Source organism: Streptomyces sp. NPDC049879 (genome assembly GCF_044461265.1).
In the GTDB taxonomy this organism is placed as follows: Bacteria; Actinomycetota; Actinomycetes; order Streptomycetales; family Streptomycetaceae; genus Streptomyces.
In genome coordinates, this window is the sequence record NZ_JBITKT010000002.1 from 562,394 (window position 1) to 577,138 (window position 14,745).

12 protein-coding genes, 3 tRNA genes and 1 pseudogene are annotated in these 14,745 nt (G+C 70.7%); 10 read left to right on the plus strand and 6 right to left on the minus strand.

Going from position 1 to position 14,745, the window contains the following annotated elements; translation table 11 throughout:
* Nucleotides 1–292 precede the first annotated feature (292 nt).
* Both ACIBPC_RS09600 and ACIBPC_RS09605 read right to left on the minus strand, forming a co-directional pair.
* Nucleotides 293–1,078: a GntR family transcriptional regulator gene (locus ACIBPC_RS09600; protein ID WP_398842439.1), complete on the minus strand. Its 786-nt coding sequence runs from the start codon at nucleotides 1,076–1,078 to the stop codon at nucleotides 293–295.
* A 49-nt stretch (nucleotides 1,079–1,127) separates the two neighbouring features.
* Entirely contained in the window at nucleotides 1,128–1,562 is a 435-nt protein-coding gene (locus ACIBPC_RS09605) for a TIGR03668 family PPOX class F420-dependent oxidoreductase (RefSeq protein WP_398842440.1), read from the minus strand.
* A gap of 214 nt (nucleotides 1,563–1,776) precedes the next feature.
* Between ACIBPC_RS09605 and ACIBPC_RS09610 the strand changes: the two genes are divergently transcribed.
* From ACIBPC_RS09610 to ACIBPC_RS09640, 7 genes are all read left to right on the plus strand, one after another.
* Nucleotides 1,777–1,862: transfer RNA gene (locus tag ACIBPC_RS09610), tRNA-OTHER, on the plus strand.
* A 264-nt stretch (nucleotides 1,863–2,126) separates the two neighbouring features.
* On the plus strand, nucleotides 2,127–2,708 hold the full coding sequence (locus ACIBPC_RS09615; RefSeq protein WP_362963981.1) for a sigma-70 family RNA polymerase sigma factor: 582 nt from the start codon (nucleotides 2,127–2,129) through the stop codon (nucleotides 2,706–2,708).
* Nucleotides 2,692–3,396, plus strand: a complete 705-nt coding sequence (locus ACIBPC_RS09620; protein WP_398842442.1) for a hypothetical protein — start codon at nucleotides 2,692–2,694, stop codon at nucleotides 3,394–3,396. The genes ACIBPC_RS09615 and ACIBPC_RS09620 overlap by 17 nt, the downstream gene beginning before the upstream one ends.
* Before the next feature lie 207 nt (nucleotides 3,397–3,603).
* Complete coding sequence (locus ACIBPC_RS09625; protein WP_398842443.1) at nucleotides 3,604–3,894, plus strand: hypothetical protein; 291 nt, start codon at nucleotides 3,604–3,606, stop codon at nucleotides 3,892–3,894.
* A gap of 179 nt (nucleotides 3,895–4,073) precedes the next feature.
* Nucleotides 4,074–5,000: a DUF1906 domain-containing protein gene (locus ACIBPC_RS09630; protein ID WP_398842444.1), complete on the plus strand. Its 927-nt coding sequence runs from the start codon at nucleotides 4,074–4,076 to the stop codon at nucleotides 4,998–5,000.
* A gap of 146 nt (nucleotides 5,001–5,146) precedes the next feature.
* Nucleotides 5,147–5,731 carry a SigE family RNA polymerase sigma factor gene (locus ACIBPC_RS09635; RefSeq protein WP_362963973.1) on the plus strand — a complete coding sequence of 195 codons (585 nt, stop codon included), beginning with the start codon at nucleotides 5,147–5,149 and terminating at the stop codon, nucleotides 5,729–5,731.
* 162 nt (nucleotides 5,732–5,893) lie between these two features.
* Nucleotides 5,894–7,579, plus strand: a complete 1,686-nt coding sequence (locus ACIBPC_RS09640; RefSeq protein WP_398842445.1) for a long-chain fatty acid--CoA ligase — start codon at nucleotides 5,894–5,896, stop codon at nucleotides 7,577–7,579.
* A gap of 15 nt (nucleotides 7,580–7,594) precedes the next feature.
* On the opposite strand, the gene ACIBPC_RS09645 is transcribed toward ACIBPC_RS09640, so the two are convergent.
* A complete protein-coding gene (locus ACIBPC_RS09645; RefSeq protein WP_362963969.1) occupies nucleotides 7,595–10,753 on the minus strand; it encodes a PAS domain-containing protein in 3,159 nt (1,052 codons plus the stop codon).
* Nucleotides 10,754–10,876: 123 nt separating this feature from the next.
* Nucleotides 10,877–11,287 (minus strand): SSI family serine proteinase inhibitor, encoded by a 411-nt coding sequence (locus tag ACIBPC_RS09650; RefSeq protein ID WP_362963967.1) that lies wholly within the window; start codon nucleotides 11,285–11,287, stop codon nucleotides 10,877–10,879.
* 182 nt (nucleotides 11,288–11,469) lie between these two features.
* Here ACIBPC_RS09650 and ACIBPC_RS09655 point away from each other — a divergent pair.
* Nucleotides 11,470–11,559, plus strand: a tRNA-Ser gene (locus ACIBPC_RS09655).
* 137 nt (nucleotides 11,560–11,696) lie between these two features.
* A tRNA-Arg gene (locus tag ACIBPC_RS09660) sits at nucleotides 11,697–11,769 on the plus strand.
* A gap of 392 nt (nucleotides 11,770–12,161) precedes the next feature.
* Here the strand turns inward: ACIBPC_RS09660 and ACIBPC_RS09665 are convergent.
* Both ACIBPC_RS09665 and ACIBPC_RS09670 read right to left on the minus strand, forming a co-directional pair.
* Entirely contained in the window at nucleotides 12,162–13,073 is a 912-nt protein-coding gene (locus ACIBPC_RS09665) for a hypothetical protein (RefSeq protein WP_398842447.1), read from the minus strand.
* Complete coding sequence (locus ACIBPC_RS09670) at nucleotides 13,070–13,741, minus strand: DUF6932 family protein (protein WP_398843029.1); 672 nt, start codon at nucleotides 13,739–13,741, stop codon at nucleotides 13,070–13,072. Before ACIBPC_RS09670 ends, ACIBPC_RS09665 begins: the two co-directional genes overlap by 4 nt.
* A gap of 487 nt (nucleotides 13,742–14,228) precedes the next feature.
* Here ACIBPC_RS09670 and ACIBPC_RS09675 point away from each other — a divergent pair.
* Nucleotides 14,229–14,609 (plus strand): annotated as a pseudogene (locus ACIBPC_RS09675) (NUDIX hydrolase).
* Nucleotides 14,610–14,745: the final 136 nt, after the last annotated feature.

A 14,745-nucleotide genomic window follows, 5' to 3' on the forward strand; every position in this document is an offset into this window, starting at 1 on the left:
CGGTCGCCGGGCCACCTCGCCAGTCGGGCACCGAAGCGCCCTGTCCCCTGGCCTTTAGCGGGATTGCAGCGTCCCCGCCCTATCGCACCGGCACGTCTGAATACGCGTCAGAAGTGTTGTCACACATGCCGTTTAGCCCCTGAGCTGCTCGGCTTCCCGGCCAACTTGGGTATGCAAGTAAGGTAGCGACATGAACTTGGGTATGCAAGTTGCCCGTTGAGTTTCCTTCGGAACGCCAAGAGGGCCATCCCCCGGGTGGGGGATGGCCCTCTTGGCGTTCTGGCTGGTCAGCTCATGAATCAGCGTCAGGTTTCGGCACTTCGATCACGTACCGGAAGACGTGCCGGTCGCACGGTGCCAGCGAGTCGAGAACCTCGATGGGGGCACCGTCCGTGTCATAGGCCGTGCGAAGGATGCGGGCGACGGGAACGCCGGGTGGGATGGCCAGCGCCTCGGACTCCTCGGGGCTTGGCATCCGAATGTCGAGGTCTTCTACGAACCGCGCGATCCGGCGGCCGATCGGCCCGGATGGGTCCTCCAGCACCGCGTTCACGCCACCCTTGATGCGGCGCGGGCGGGTGATCGCGGTGCCGTCCACGAGTTCCTTGACGTAGTACCCGTCCACCAGCTGCGATGGCGAGTCGTTGAGGGTGAAGAGACGACGGCGCGCGATGAGTGGAGTGCCGACAGGCACGTCGAGCAGTTCTGCAACCGGCGCGGCGGCCGGCACCTCGGTCACCTCGCGGATGTGCTGTACAGCGGTGAGTCCCTGTGCGGCGGCTTCGGCGTTGAAGTTCGAGACTCCGGTGCTCCTGCGGGCGCGATAGTTCGCACCCGCGCCGAGGAGCCGGACCTGCGGGCGCTCCCGAACAGTTACTCCCGCGCCTTGGCGGGAGTCCACGAGACCTTCGGCCCGCAGGAGGGTGATGGCCTTGCGCACCGTGGCACGCGTTGTGTCGAACCGCGACGCGAGCTGGTTCTCGGACTTCAGCTTCGCGCCGGGCGTGAGGCGGCCCTCGGTGATTTCGCGCCGCAGCTCGCTGGCGATCTCCCGGAACTTCGGGGTGTGATCGGGCATGGCACGCTCCCAGACTTGGATATACAAGCCAGCGTACTGCGGCTCCCGATTATTCCTCCGACGATGACGGGTGCGCGTACGCCCAGCCGGTCCACCGGGTGACCTCGATCCGAATCACCGGCCCCTCTGGCGGATGATCACGGTACTGGGAGTACTTGCTTTCCAGCCACTCGATCTCGTCAGGGCACGCCGCAACACCGAGAACGTCGGCCGATCCGTCGGCCCGTGCCCACCACAGCTGCGACCAGTCGTCGTCGTACTGGTCCGCGAGGAGGCACACGAGCGGATTGGCGGCGATGTTCCTCAGCCGCTTCAGGCCCCGGTGCTGCTTTGGCTTGTGGTCGATGGCGATGACGACTGTGTCCCCGACCGCCGCGAACGTGACGGGCACAAGATGAGGGTGCCCGGCCGCATCGACGGTCGCGAGCCGCGCGACGCGGGCCTCGGTCAGGCGGTGCCGTGCATCTTCCGGTGTGAGCTGCATCTCCCTGCAATACCCCGGCGGGCGGTCCACATGACGTGGTCCGCTGCTCTGTGACCGCCCTGGTGACGGTCGAAGCCGCGATCTTCGTCCAGTTCGCTGAGGCACGCCGCTGTTCAGTTCCGTAAGCGCACCCCGCCTCGCATCGGCCCTTGTGGCCATCCTGTGGCCAAGGGGATGGGGTCGGAGGGGCTGAGCGGTGGATAGGCCGAGGTCAGGCAGGTGAGGGGCGCGTTCGGCTGCCCGGTCTTGAAAACCGTCGTGGCGGCAACGTCACCGTGGGTTCAAATCCCACCGCCTCCGCCGCCTCTGCCACACGCACGGCCCCCGACCAGCGCAGATGGTCGGGGGCTCGTGTGTCTGTGCGGTGGGCGTGGCGAAGGTCTCGCGCCGGGGGTTTTTGCGTTCGCCCCGAGGGCTGGGAAGCTTCTACCGTATAGAAGTTCGGCCGGACCCGCGTGGGTCGGGCGCGGGGGACGACGAGAGGACCAGGAGGTCCGTGAACGAGCAGATCGCCGGGCGCCGAGGTGCCCAGGGCGTGCAACGGCGCATACGGGAGGCCCGGCCGTGACCGGAAGCCCCTCGCCGCACCGCCACGGGGTCAGCCCGCTGATCCCCCTGCCCGCGGATCTCCGCGCCTTCCATCAGCTCTACCGCCCCGCCTACGTCCGCTGGGCCGAACTGCACCTCGGCGACCGGCAGGCCGCCGAGGAGACGGCCGACCGCGTCTTCGAGCAGCTCGCCGCCGAGTGGGGCGACGTCCTCCGCCTCGACAGCCCCGCCGGGTACGCCTGGACCGTCCTCAAGCAGCGCACGCGCGAGGCCGCCAGGGACCGCGGGCGGCGCCCCGTCGTCGCGGACACGGCGGCGTTCGAGACCGAGGCGCTGCGCACCGCCGTCGACCCCGTCGGCGAACTGGCCGGCAGCATCTCCCTCTACCAGGCCATGCGCGAGCTGCCGGAGCGTCAGCACGACGTGATCGTCCTGCGCTACTGCATCGGCTACAGCCCCTCGGAGACGGCGGACATCCTCGGTGTCACCGTGCCGGGGGTCCGCTCCACCGCCCGGTACGCGAAGCACCGGCTGAAGGAGTCGCTCGGACTGTCCGCCCCGGGGAAGGAGGACGCCGACGATGGCTCCGACCATTGAGGAACTGCTGACGAGGGCCCTCCTCGCCCATCCGCTCCCCGTCTACAGCCCGGCGGAGATCGAGGCGGCCGAGCGGCGGATCGCGGCCCGGCTGACCACCGGGTGCGTCCGTCCCCGCGAACGCGCGGAGCAGCAGCTGCCCTCCGGTGACGGTCCCGGCGGCCCCGGGGCCGAGGGGCCGTGCGTCGACGGCCACCTGGCGACGCTCTGCCGCACCGTCGCCGAGCGGGACGGCGCCCTCCAGCACATGGCGGCCTTCCTGGGCGGCCGGGTCCCGCAGCCCGAGGGGGCGCGCGTCCTCGGCTGTGTGCTGCAGCTGGCGGGGCGCGAGGACAGCGCGCGTTTCTGGTGGCAGTTCGCGGCCGGGGCGGGGGACGCCGCCGCCGCCTACTGCCTCTACCTCCACCACCTGGCGCTCGGCGAGGAGTGGGAGGCCGAGCTGTGGCGCAGGCAGGCCGACCCGGACCGCCCCCCGCACCCCCTCCACGACGGCGAGGCGGGCGACGGCAGCGACCCCGCGCTGGTGCTGCGCGTCCTGGCGCTGCTGCACGGCGACCACGGCTACCTGACGGACACCACGGCGGCCGTCGTGCACTACATCCCGCAGGCGGTCCAGTTCGTGGACGAGATAGAGCTTCCCCTCCCCGGGCCCGACTTCGCGCGCCGCATCGAGGAACTGACGGCCTGAGCCCGCCGTGCGCCCCCCGTGCCCCGCGCGGGTGTGGAAAGGGCGTTTGTTCCGCCGCTGTCATACGTGCGGGGGAATCGGGCCGGTGCGGGTGGTGAGCGGGTGATCCTCTGGGCAAGCCTGGTGTCACGACGTCGTGAACCGTCCAGGCAGTCCGGCCGGCTGCTGTGCCACACCGATCGTCCGACTCCACGGAGGAACTGACCTATGGCAAGCATCCGCACCGCCCGCACCCTCGCCGTCCTCGCCGCCGCGCCGCTCGCCCTCGGCGTGCTCGCCGGCGTCGCCCAGGCCGACAGCGTGGACGGGCTCAGCGGCAACTCCATCATCGGAGGCGGTGTCGGCGACGACCTGGCGGGCAACTCCACCGTCACCCAGCAGTCGTCCGTGGGCTTCGGCAACTCCAACGAGAGCAACGCCGCCAGCGTCAACGGCTTCGGGGTCATCGACCAGTCCGACAAGGCGTTCACGCTCATCGTCGCCAACTTCCTCCCGTGACGACGGGGCCCGGGTGACGTCCCGGGGTACGTCGCCGTTCTGATGGCAGGGTCAGCCGCGCGGTCCGCACTTCCGGGTGCGGGCCGCGCGGTGCGTCGTCCGCCGTACGGCTGAACCCTCCGCCGCCCCGGGGAGTGTCGCCCCGCCCCACCCCGTACGCGCGACTTTGACTCATCCTCATGCGATATGCCCATCACACCCCCTGGTCGCCTCGCACCCGCCGTGCCCGGCACGCCCGCCCCACCCCGCGCCGCGCCCCCCGCCTGTGGCACGTCCTGCTCGCCTTCTTCCTGACGGCCCTCCTCGCCACCCCCGCGACCGCCGCCGAGGACCCGCGCCCCCTCCCCGCCCCCACGCTGATGGACAGCGACCTGTCCGCCCGGGGCGCGGAGATCTACGAGGGCGCCGCGTTCGACACCTGCGAGGCGCCCCCGCTCGACACGATGCGCGGCTGGCTGGCCTCCCCCTACCGGGCGGTCGGCATCTACGTCGGCGGCGCCGGACGCGCCTGCCCCGCCCAGCCGAACCTGACCCCGGACTGGGTCACCGGCGTGTCCGAGCTGGGCTGGCGCCTCCTGCCCCTCTACGTCGGCTCGCAGTCGCCCTGCGTCCTGGACGAGGCCAAGAGCGCCGTCCCGATCGACGCCGACCGCCCCTGGCAGCAGGGCGTCACCGAGGCCGCCGACGCCATCGCGTCCGCCGAGGCCCTGGGCCTCGCGCCCGGCAGCCCGCTGTACCTGGACATCGAGAACTACGACCACCTCGACGCGTCCTGCGCCCGCACCACCCTCGCGTTCATCCAGGGCTTCAGCCGCGAGCTGCGCGAGGAGGGCTGGATCCCCGGCCTCTACTCCAGCGCTGCGTCCGGCATCGCGCACATGGAGAGCGCCCGCGAGGCGGGGGCCGTGGACCTGCCCGACGTGCTGTGGTTCGCCCGCTGGGAGACCTCGCCGACCCTCGACGGCGAGCCCTCGCTCGACCCCGCCGCCTGGCAGCCGCACCGCCGCATCCACCAGTACGCGGGTGACGTCACGGAGACGCACGGTGGCCGCCGTCTCGCCATCGACCGCAACCTGGTGCACGCCCCGGTGGCCGTCCTCCGGTGAATCCCTGATACCCCTGGGGGGTGACGGGCCGAGCCCCTACACCTGTGGGAGGTGTAGCCCGCACCACCTCTACTCCCTGGGGCGGATGCCCCATCGCGACCTCTGGGCGATCCGCCCGGGGGGTCCCGCAGCCTAATTTGTAGAGCATGACCACGCCCACCGCGGCCCAGAAGGCGCCACCGCCGACCTTCAGCTCGTACGTGCGGGCCCGCGGCCCCATGCTGCTGCGGACCGCCCGTTCCCTGACCTCGAACCCCTCCGACGCCGAAGACCTCCTCCAGACCGCGCTGACCAAGACCTACCTGGCCTGGGAGCGCATAGAGGACCACCGCGCGCTCGACGGCTACGTCCGCCGGGCCCTGATCAACACCCGCACGTCCCAGTGGCGCAAGCGCCGCGTCGACGAGTACGCCATGGACGAGCTGCCCGAGCCCGACAGGCGGCCCGACACCGACCCCGCCGAACAGCAGGCCGTGCGCGACGCCATGTGGCGCGCCATCGTCAAGCTGCCCGACCGCCAGCGCGCCATGGTCGTCCTCCGGTACTACGAGGACCTCAGCGAGGCGGCCACCGCCGAGCTGCTCGGCGTCTCGGTCGGCACCGTGAAGAGCGCCGTCTCCCGTGCCCTCGCCAAGCTGCGCGACGACGAGCAGCTGATCGACATCCTGCGCGGCGCGGCCCCCGCCGCCCGCGAGCGCGTCCCCGCCCAGCGGCACGCCATGGCGGCCTGACCCCCGGCCGCCCGGCACGCAGCCGTGCCCCGTGCCCCGTACCCGGTCGTTCCCCGGGCGCGCACCCCCGGGCACGGCGCCCCCACCCCCTGGCCAAGACGCCGCCGACCCCGCAGAATCACCGGCACACACGCGTCGCAGTCGCTCAGCGGGAGGCCCTTGGTGTACGGCACGATGCAGGACACACCCCTACTCGTCAGCCGTATCCTGCGGCACGGCACGACGGTCCACGCGGCGGCGTCCGTCACCACCTGGACCGGTACGCCCGAAGGACCGCGCCGCCGCACGTTCGCCGCCGTCGGTGAACGCGCGGCCCAGCTCGCCCACGCCCTGCGCGACGAACTGCGCGTCGAGCCGTCCCAGCGCGTGGCGACCCTCATGTGGAACGACACGGAGCATCTGGAGGCGTACTTCGCCGTCCCCTCCATGGGCGCCGTCCTCCACACCCTGAACCTCCGGCTGCCCGCCGACCAGCTCGCGTGGACCATCACCCACGCCGCCGACCGCGTCATCCTCGTGGACGGCACGCTGATACCCCTGCTCGCCCCGCTGCTCCCGTCCCTGCCGACGGTCGAGCACGTCATCGTGAACGGCCCCGGCGACCGCGCCCCCCTCGACGGCGCCCGCGCCACCGTCCACGACTACGACGAGCTGATCTCCGGCCGCCCCACCACGTACGCCTGGCCCGAGCCGGACGAACGCACCGCCGCCGCCCTCTGCTACACCTCCGGCACCACCGGCCACCCCAAGGGCACGCTCTACAGCCACCGGTCCATCTACCTGCACTCGATGCAGATCGGCATGACCGAGTCGATGGGCCTGTCCGCCGACGACACGACGCTTCCGGTCGTCCCCATGTTCCACGTGCTCGGGTGGGGGCTGCCGCACGCCGCGTTCATGTCCGGTTTCGGCCTCCTCCTGCCGGACCGTTTCCTCCAGCCCGGCCCGCTCGCCGACATGATCGCCGCGGAACGGCCCACGCACTCCGCCGCCGTCCCCACCATCTGGCAGGGACTCCTCGCCGAACTGGCCGAGCGCCCCCGCGACATCGGCTCCCTCGCCCGCGTCACCATCGGCGGCTCCGCCTGCCCGCCCGCGCTGATGCGCGCGTTCGAGGAACGGCACGGCGTCCGCGTCGAGCACGCCTGGGGCATGACCGAGACGTCGCCCCTCGGCTCCGTCGCCCTCCCCCCTGCCCGGCTCAGCCCGGAGGAACAGTGGCCGTACCGCGTCAGCCAGGGCCGTTTCCCGGCGGCGGTCGAGGCGCGCCTCGCCGGGCCCGACGGAACGTTCCTCCCCTGGGACGGCGCGTCGGCGGGCGAGCTGGAGGTACGCGGCCCCTGGATCGCCGCCGCCTACTACGGCGGCGCGGACGGCGAGCCCGACCGCCCCGCCGACCGCTTCAGCCCGGACGGCTGGCTGCGCACCGGCGACGTCGGCGTCATCTCCCCGGACGGCTTCCTGACGCTCACCGACCGCGCGAAGGACGTCATCAAGTCGGGCGGCGAGTGGATCTCGTCCGTCGCCCTGGAGAACCACCTCATGGCGCACCCGGACGTCACCGAGGCCGCCGTCGTCGCCGTGCCCGACGACCGCTGGGGCGAACGGCCCCTCGCCACCGTCGTGCTCACCCCGGGGACGGCGCCCGAGACCGCGTTCCCCGCCCTGTGCGCCTTCCTCGCCGACCGCGTGCCGCGCTGGCAGCTGCCGGACCACTGGGCGGCGATCGACGCGGTGCCGAAGACGAGCGTCGGCAAGTTCGACAAGAAGCTGATCCGCGCCCGGCACGCCGACGGCGCGCTGGACGTCACGACCCTGCCGCGCCCCCGGTCCGGGGGCGACGGCTGAGGGGCCGCCGGCGGGTCAGTGCGCGCCGATCTTCGTCAGCAGGTCCACGATCCGCTCCTGCACGTCGGCGTTGGTCGAGCGCTCCGCCAGGAACAGCACGGTCTCGCCCGACGCGAGCGACGCCAGCTGCGCCGGATCGCTGTCCGCCGCCGTGTAGACGACGAACGGCGTACGGTGCAGCAGGCCGTTCACCCGCAGCCAGTCGATGATCCCGGCGCGCCGCCGCCTGACCTGGCCGAGGTCCATGACCACCAGGTTGGGCCGGATGCGGGCGGCGACCTCCATCGCCTCCGCGTCCGACGCGGCGTGCGCGGCCTGCATGCCCCGGCGCTCCAGCGACGCGGCGAGCGCGCTCGCGATCTCCGGCTGCTCCTCGACCAGAAGGACGCGCGGAGGGTGCTGCTCGCTGTCGCGCGGCGCGAGCGCCTTCAGCAGCACCGCCGGGTCGGCGCCGTACGCCGCCTCCCGGCTCGCCTGGCCCAGACCGGCCGTCACCAGCACCGGCACCTCGGCGGCCACCGCCGCGGCGCGCAGCGACTGGAGGGCCGTCCGCGTGATCGGCCCGGTCAGCGGGTCGACGAACAGCGCCGCCGGGTAGGCCGCGATCTGCGCGTCCACCTCCTCGCGCGAGTGCACGATGACGGGCCGGTAGCCGCGGTCGGTGAGGGCCTGCTGCGTGGACGGGTCGGGTTCCGGCCACACGAGGAGGCGCCGCGGGTTGTCCAGCGGCTCGGGCGGCAGTTCGTCGTCCGCCGGGGCGGGCGGGCCCGCGGTGGCGGGGCTGTCGGTCACCTCGACGGCGCCGTTCGGCCCGTCGAGCGGCTCGGGGCCCTCCGCGGCGCCCGCCGCGGGGGCGCCGATGGCGAAGCGGCGGCCCCTGCCGTGCGTGCCGGGTCCCTGCTGCTGCGGTACGGGCGCCGCCGCGCCCGCCGCGTTCCCCTGCTCCGGCTCCTCCGCGGGCGGCGTCGCCAGTTTCCGGCGCCGCGTGGGCATCTGCTGCGGTACGGCCGCCTGCATCGGCGGCGGTGGTGCGGGAACGCCCGGCGCGGGCCGTCGTTCCGGCAGCGCCGGTGGTGGTACGGGCACGCCCTGGCCGAGCGTCTGCACGCTGACGCCGGGGAGCGCGCGTTCCACCCGGTCACTGCCCGGCATGGGCAGCGCGCGCGGGGCGCGCGGCGCGCTCACCGGCGGTGGCGCGCTGCCGTCCAGGATGGGACTCGCCGCCACCACCGAGTGCTCGACGGGCGGGGGTTCCTCCTGCTGCGGCGCCTCCTGCAGCGGTACTTGCTGCTCCTGCTGCGGCTGCGGCTCGGGCACGACCGCCTCAGCGGCGGGCTGCTGCGCCGCCTCCGCCCCTGCGGCCTGCCTGCGCCGCCGGCCCGTGGGCTGCGCCGCCGGGGGCGCCAACTCCGGGACCTGCGGCGCCGGGACGTCGCCCTGCTCCTCCGCCGCCGGGCCCAGCGCGCGCCTGCGCCGCCCGCGCCCCGACATGTCCACCGAACCGGTGTCCCCGGCGCTCTGCTCCGTCTCCTCCGGCGCGGGCGCACCCGCCCTGCGCCGCCGCCCGGTCGGCGTGTCCTGCACGGGCTCGATCGCCACGGCCGGTTTCCGCGCCTGCGCCGCCGTCCCCCGCGCGGGCTCCGCCGGTACGGGCATCACCGTCGTGTCACCGCTCGCGTCCCGCGTCGCCGGTACGGCGGAGACGGCCCCGCCCCCGGCGAGCACCGGTACCTCCAGCACGTACGCCGACGCGCCACCCACCTCGTGCGTCTGCAGTACACCGCCGTGCTGCCGGACGATTCCCCGCACGATCGGCTCGTGCACCGAGTCCCCGCCGGGATACGGTCCGCGCACCTCGATGCGCACCACATCCCCGCGCTGCGCCGCGGCCACCACGATCGTCGAATCCCCGGCCGCCGCACCCGACGCCGCACGCCCGGTCGCGTCCACCCCGGCGACATCGGCCACCAGGTGCGCCAGCGCCTGCGCCAGCCGGTCCGGGTCCACCTCCGCCTCGATGGGCGGCGCGTGCACGGCGAACTGCGCCCGCCCCGGCCCGATCAGCTCCACCGCGCCCTCGACCCCCGCCGCCACGACGGCGTCGAGCGACACGCGCTTCACCGACAGCTTCTCGTGCCCCTCGTCCAGCCGCTGGTAGCTGAGGACGTTGTCCACGAGCGTGGTCATCCGCGTGTATCCGGCGGCGAGATGGTGCAGCACCTGGTTCGCCTCGGGCCACAACTGGCCCGCGGGGTCGGCCGCCAGGGCCGTCAGCTCCCCGCGCAGCTGTTCCAGCGGCCCGCGCAGCCCGTCCCGCAGCACCGACAGCAGCTGCGTGTGCCGCGCGGCGAGCGCGTCGTACGCACGCCGGTCGGTGAACGCGAGGACGGCCCCGACCAGTTGGTCCCCGTCCCGCACCGGTGCCGTCGTGAGGTCGACGGGGACGGCCTTGCCGTCCTTCGTCCACAGCACCTGCCCGCGCACGCGGTGCTTGCGGCCCGAGTGCAGCGTGTCGTGCAGCGGCGTCTCCTCGAACGCCAGCGGCGTCCCGTCCGCCCGCGAGTGCTGGGCGAGCGGGTGGAGTTCCTGCCCGCCGAGCTGGCTGGCCCGGTGCCCCAGGATCTGCGCGGCGGCCGGATTGACGAGCACGATCCGGCCCGCCGTGTCCACGCCGACGACGCCCTCGGACGCCGCCCGCAGGATCATCTCCGTCTGCCGCTGCTGGCGCACCAGTTCGGCCTCGGTGTCGAGGGTGCCCGACAGGTCGCGGATGATGAGGACCAGCAGTTCCTCACCCGCGTGGTCGTCGGCGAAGGCGGCCTCGATGGCCGACGCGTACGGCGCGCGGCCCGAGTTCAGCCCCGCGCTGGTCACCTCGACCTGCAACGCTCTCCCGTCCGTCCGCCGTGCCACCATCCGCGTGGGCTTGGTCCTGACACTGGGGTCCTCCTCGGGACGGCGCATGGAGCCGGGGATGCGGCGCGGATCGAAGTCCGGGACGATGTCGAGCAGTCCGCGGCCGATGAGGGGGGCGCCCGGAGCCTCCAGGGTCTCCACGGCGATGGAGTTGGCATTGACGACGGTTCCGTTGCCGTTGACCAGCAACAGCGCGTCGGGCAATGCGTCGAGTATGGCGGCGAGGCGAGCAGCGCCTCTCGCTGGCCTGCTGCTCACGACGTCGGTTCCTCCCTTGACCCACGTGATTCAGGTGCACGGACCCCGTGCGTGTCTCCAGGGGAGTCTACGGCCAGCGGCGGCGGGAGCGGCGGTGTGTGTCGAAGTCGCCGCCCGTGAGGGTCAGCTCACGGGGCCGGGGAGCACCGGCACGAGGGCGTCCCAGCGGGCGATCTCGCAGCCGTTCGTGCGGCTGTAGCGGGCGTGGACGGGCTCGCCGTTCCAGACCCCCTGGATCGTCGCGGTGGCCGGGCCGCCGTACACGTAGGTGCACAGCGGCTCCGCGCCGTCCGTCCCACCGGCGGTGGCGAACGGCGCCCGGGCGGCGCGCAGCACCTCGCACGCGCCCTCCGGATCGGGGTGCGTCCCGCCGGGCGGCGCGCACTCCAGCTCGTACGTGCCGTCCCGCCCGTCGCCGGCGCCTTCGACCGTGACGGTGAGCCGGTCCCCGGACTCCAGGGCGTGCCCGGCCGGTGCTGCGGCGAACGCTCCGGCGAGGGCGATGAGGGCGATGAGACTGGTGCGAAGCGGCATGCGGAAGCTCCTGTGTGTACGCGGCGTGAGCGGGTGTCTTCCCTCTGCCAACGCTGCCGCGCCCCGACCGTCACGCAACTCGACGCGAGGGCCGGTACCCCCGTAGGGTGGAATCCGATTGGCTGCGGCCGTTCGGGCTGTGGCATCATTTGCACGCACGCATCGTCCGCGCTGTCGTGCAAGGAGGCTTCGCCTAGTCTGGTCTATGGCGCCGCACTGCTAATGCGGTTTGGGGTGACCCCCCATCCCGGGTTCAAATCCCGGAGCCTCCGCATCACCCCCGCGAGCCCCGTCCTGTCGGCCGGGGCTTTCGCATTTCCGCAGGTCAGCCAGGGTGCAGCCAACCAATTTCACCCCGACGCCCACCGTCATGTAGTGTTGTCCACGCAACGCCCCGCAGGGGGCGGAGGCGCTCGTAGCTTAACGGATAGAGCATCTGACTACGGATCAGAAGGTTGCAGGTTCGAATCCTGCCGAGCGCACAGGTCAAAGCCCCGTTCCGAGACCGGAACGGGGCTTCTTCGTGCTGTATAGCAGCGGAGTACCGCAACGCCCCTACCCGCCGCCGAAGCCACCCGCGAGCAGCTGCGGCAGCTAGTCCCTGAGCGGACGGCGACGACGCCGCTCTCTCACGACCGAGCCAGCTGCGAGCGACGCTTCCGACCGTAATGCCTGGCGAAGACGAACATCAACGCCACTTCACGTCGAACACCCCTGTGGCCTAGGCGGACGACGCACGGGTTCACCGGCGACCTCCGCCTGGCAGGAGGCGCAGGACTAGCGGGCGCTTCCGCTGCAAGGCCATCGCCCACGACGCACACGGCCTGCCAACTCTCTTAAATGATCACGGCCCGAGAAAGGTGTAACCTCGATCCTATTTTTCAAACAAGCTCTCCTGGCCGTCGCTAATGTGCAGGAAGCGGTATTCAGTCGACCGAACGCGACCCAGTTTATCCATCTTTCGGGCGACCTCAACAGCGAATGAGACCGTCATGCCGAGCTCCAAGTGCATCCCCATAAGCGCTTCGACGTCCACCCGCACTTCATATGCGGAGGATGTCCTGGATGCTCCGGTCTTGATCTTGACGACTCCGGATTCTCGAAGCTCAGTGATCCGGCCTGTTATGCCCATCCGGGATATCTGTACCTGCGTGTTCCGGAGACTGCGAACGTAGTCCTTTCCCCGCCTGGATAGGTGCGACGATCTAACCGTTCCGTCCAGGCTGAACCAGCGCATATCCATGGATAGGTTGAACTTATCTAGTGCTTCGACCACTCCGTCCAAGCCAGGTACGATGCGCTCCCACCGCCGCACATCCAGCTCTTTCTCTGCGGCGTCAATCAGCTTGAGGAAGTCGCGTACCGCAGGGTCGGCGATTGAGGAATCCACAACCGTAAGATTCTCCTCCTCCTCAGCGTCATTAACGATCTCAGGGATGCTGGGACGCACGTGCAGGACGGTGCTTCCCCTTGAAATACCTGTCAGTTCTAGTTCCACGTCTTTGCGAGCGGCGGCACAGACGCCCTCCCTCAGCGGCTTCAGCAACGCATCACCCATACGAAAGTCAAGAGCGCCACGGTCAGCTGCCTCGCCTCGCAGGCGTACAAGTAGTTCTTCCTGAAGCTGGGCTGCAGGATCGTATTGGCGTACCGCCTCAAGCCAGTGCTGGCGCAGCTCCTCTTCATAGGCGTCTTCGCTCAAATGCTCTGCATCTTGATCAGCGAAGAAACGTGCATTGGCCTCACGGTTCAGTTCTAGGGCGCGTTGCCGCCAGCTGGTGCTCACAACGTCACCTCCACATAGCCGCGGCGGGGAGCCGCACTGTGTACCGTCGGCTCACTCTTGTTTACCCCGTCGGGCCGACAACGCTGCCACCAGTCGTCCCATGCGCCGCGCTCGCGAAGGTACGCCTGCTCGGCCGGATCAAGTTGCTCCGAGCGGAAGACAGAGACTATCGGGCGGTACCCGACCCTGAGCGGCGAAACCCCGAGCTCAGCCAGGCGTGCCTTCCGGTTAAAGGCCGACGCGAGCCACCGTGTCCCCTGCTGGCCACGCATCGCAGCCACGGTACCCTCATCAATCAAAACTGTGAGATCTATGTTATGGGGGTTCAGCTTGGTGCTCACGTAACTGCCGCCCAACCAGAGTGCATGGATGAGGGGCCTGTCTCCGATGACTGCTCGATGGCGGTCCTCAAGATCAAAAAAGCGGCTGAGGTAGGTCTCCAGGCCCTGCCATAAAGGCTGTCTAGTATCAGAGCCAGCAAAGCGCGGATGATGAACTAGCTGTTGCTCCGCCTGCTCCGGTTCTAGTCGGTATCGACCTGGCGCGAGAAATCCGTTGTCCCCCCAGTCGAGAACCACATACCCCCCTATCGTTGTTGCCTCCGCTGCTTCATGATCGGTGCACTGATGCCTGTCGGCAAGACCGCTGTCGGCCTGAGTTAGCTTCATGGCATCGGGGGCCCCGCACCACTGGCCACCTGCCGACGCACTGCCTGTGTAACTGCGTGACAGCACCGACGAACGGCAGCGGACAACTGCGCACGCCTACGGGACATCACCGCAGGTAAGAGGTACAGCTACGCGCGGCCACGCACCCAGCTGAGACGCTTTGGGGCGAAGAGACCAGAGAGCCCGCAGGGAGGTGCGATTGGTGCGGCGTCCGAGCATGTTGTTCCATCGCCACTGAGGCCACATGCTCGGTTAAAGGTCTCTTACAGCGTTCGTAGCTTGTATCGCTCCGTCTTCGGACCCGACCCTGTCATGTCGGCGATCATGGTCATAGACAGCTACGCTGGGCCGGAAGGAGTGGGGCGCAGCAAGCGGCAGTGAGGCTCAGCGTGGGGCATCTTCACCTTTTGGCTCACTGGTTGGGGGCGGCTGAGCGAAGTTCGAAGGTCTTCCGCTAGTACACCACCGAGCTCACGAACGTAAGCGCATGGTCGGGGTGGTCGTGGACGAGCAGAGGCGTGCGCTACTGATCAGGCAGCGCGACAAGGGCAAGTGGTCCGCTCGATGGCGTTCTGAAGGTCGGGGGATCATCTTCGATTCCTGAAGCGCGAAGTCCTCGAAAAGACAGGGGGATCGCCGTACCGCAACCCTTACGGATGTCTATAAGAACATGACCGGGCTGGTCGTCGCGCTGGTCTTCCACTGCGAGGCCATCGGTGGCGAGCCGACGACCGGGGACAAGACGGTCTAACTGCGCTGGGTCACCGCGGAGGAGGCCGAACTGCTAGCCGACGAGGCGTACGCGGTCCGCGTCAGGGATGCCCTCGTCGCCGCCACCTCACCGGTCGTTCGGGTCCACGAGGTGTAAAGCTTGTCTACCGGACCTTCCACCGACTTTCCGGACACGACCTATGGGTGCAACGACGTCCGGTGAATCCGTCTCGACCATCCCGTTGATGGAAGCGGGCAGGGGGTCGGACCACTGCCTTTCGGAAGGCCGCTTG

Excerpts from the sequence above, each read along its gene's own strand:
- ACIBPC_RS09605 (WP_398842440.1), bottom strand. The coding sequence starts at position 1,562 with ATGCAGCTCACACCGGAAGATGCACGGCACCGCCTGACCGAGGCCCGC.
- ACIBPC_RS09650 (WP_362963967.1), bottom strand. The coding sequence starts at position 11,287 with ATGCCGCTTCGCACCAGTCTCATCGCCCTCATCGCCCTCGCCGGAGCG.
- ACIBPC_RS09625 (WP_398842443.1), top strand. The coding sequence starts at position 3,604 with ATGGCAAGCATCCGCACCGCCCGCACCCTCGCCGTCCTCGCCGCCGCG.
- ACIBPC_RS09670 (WP_398843029.1), bottom strand. The coding sequence starts at position 13,741 with ATGAAGCTAACTCAGGCCGACAGCGGTCTTGCCGACAGGCATCAGTGC.
- ACIBPC_RS09635 (WP_362963973.1), top strand. The coding sequence starts at position 5,147 with ATGACCACGCCCACCGCGGCCCAGAAGGCGCCACCGCCGACCTTCAGC.
- ACIBPC_RS09620 (WP_398842442.1), top strand. The coding sequence starts at position 2,692 with ATGGCTCCGACCATTGAGGAACTGCTGACGAGGGCCCTCCTCGCCCAT.
- ACIBPC_RS09630 (WP_398842444.1), top strand. The coding sequence starts at position 4,074 with ATGCGATATGCCCATCACACCCCCTGGTCGCCTCGCACCCGCCGTGCC.
- ACIBPC_RS09600 (WP_398842439.1), bottom strand. The coding sequence starts at position 1,078 with ATGCCCGATCACACCCCGAAGTTCCGGGAGATCGCCAGCGAGCTGCGG.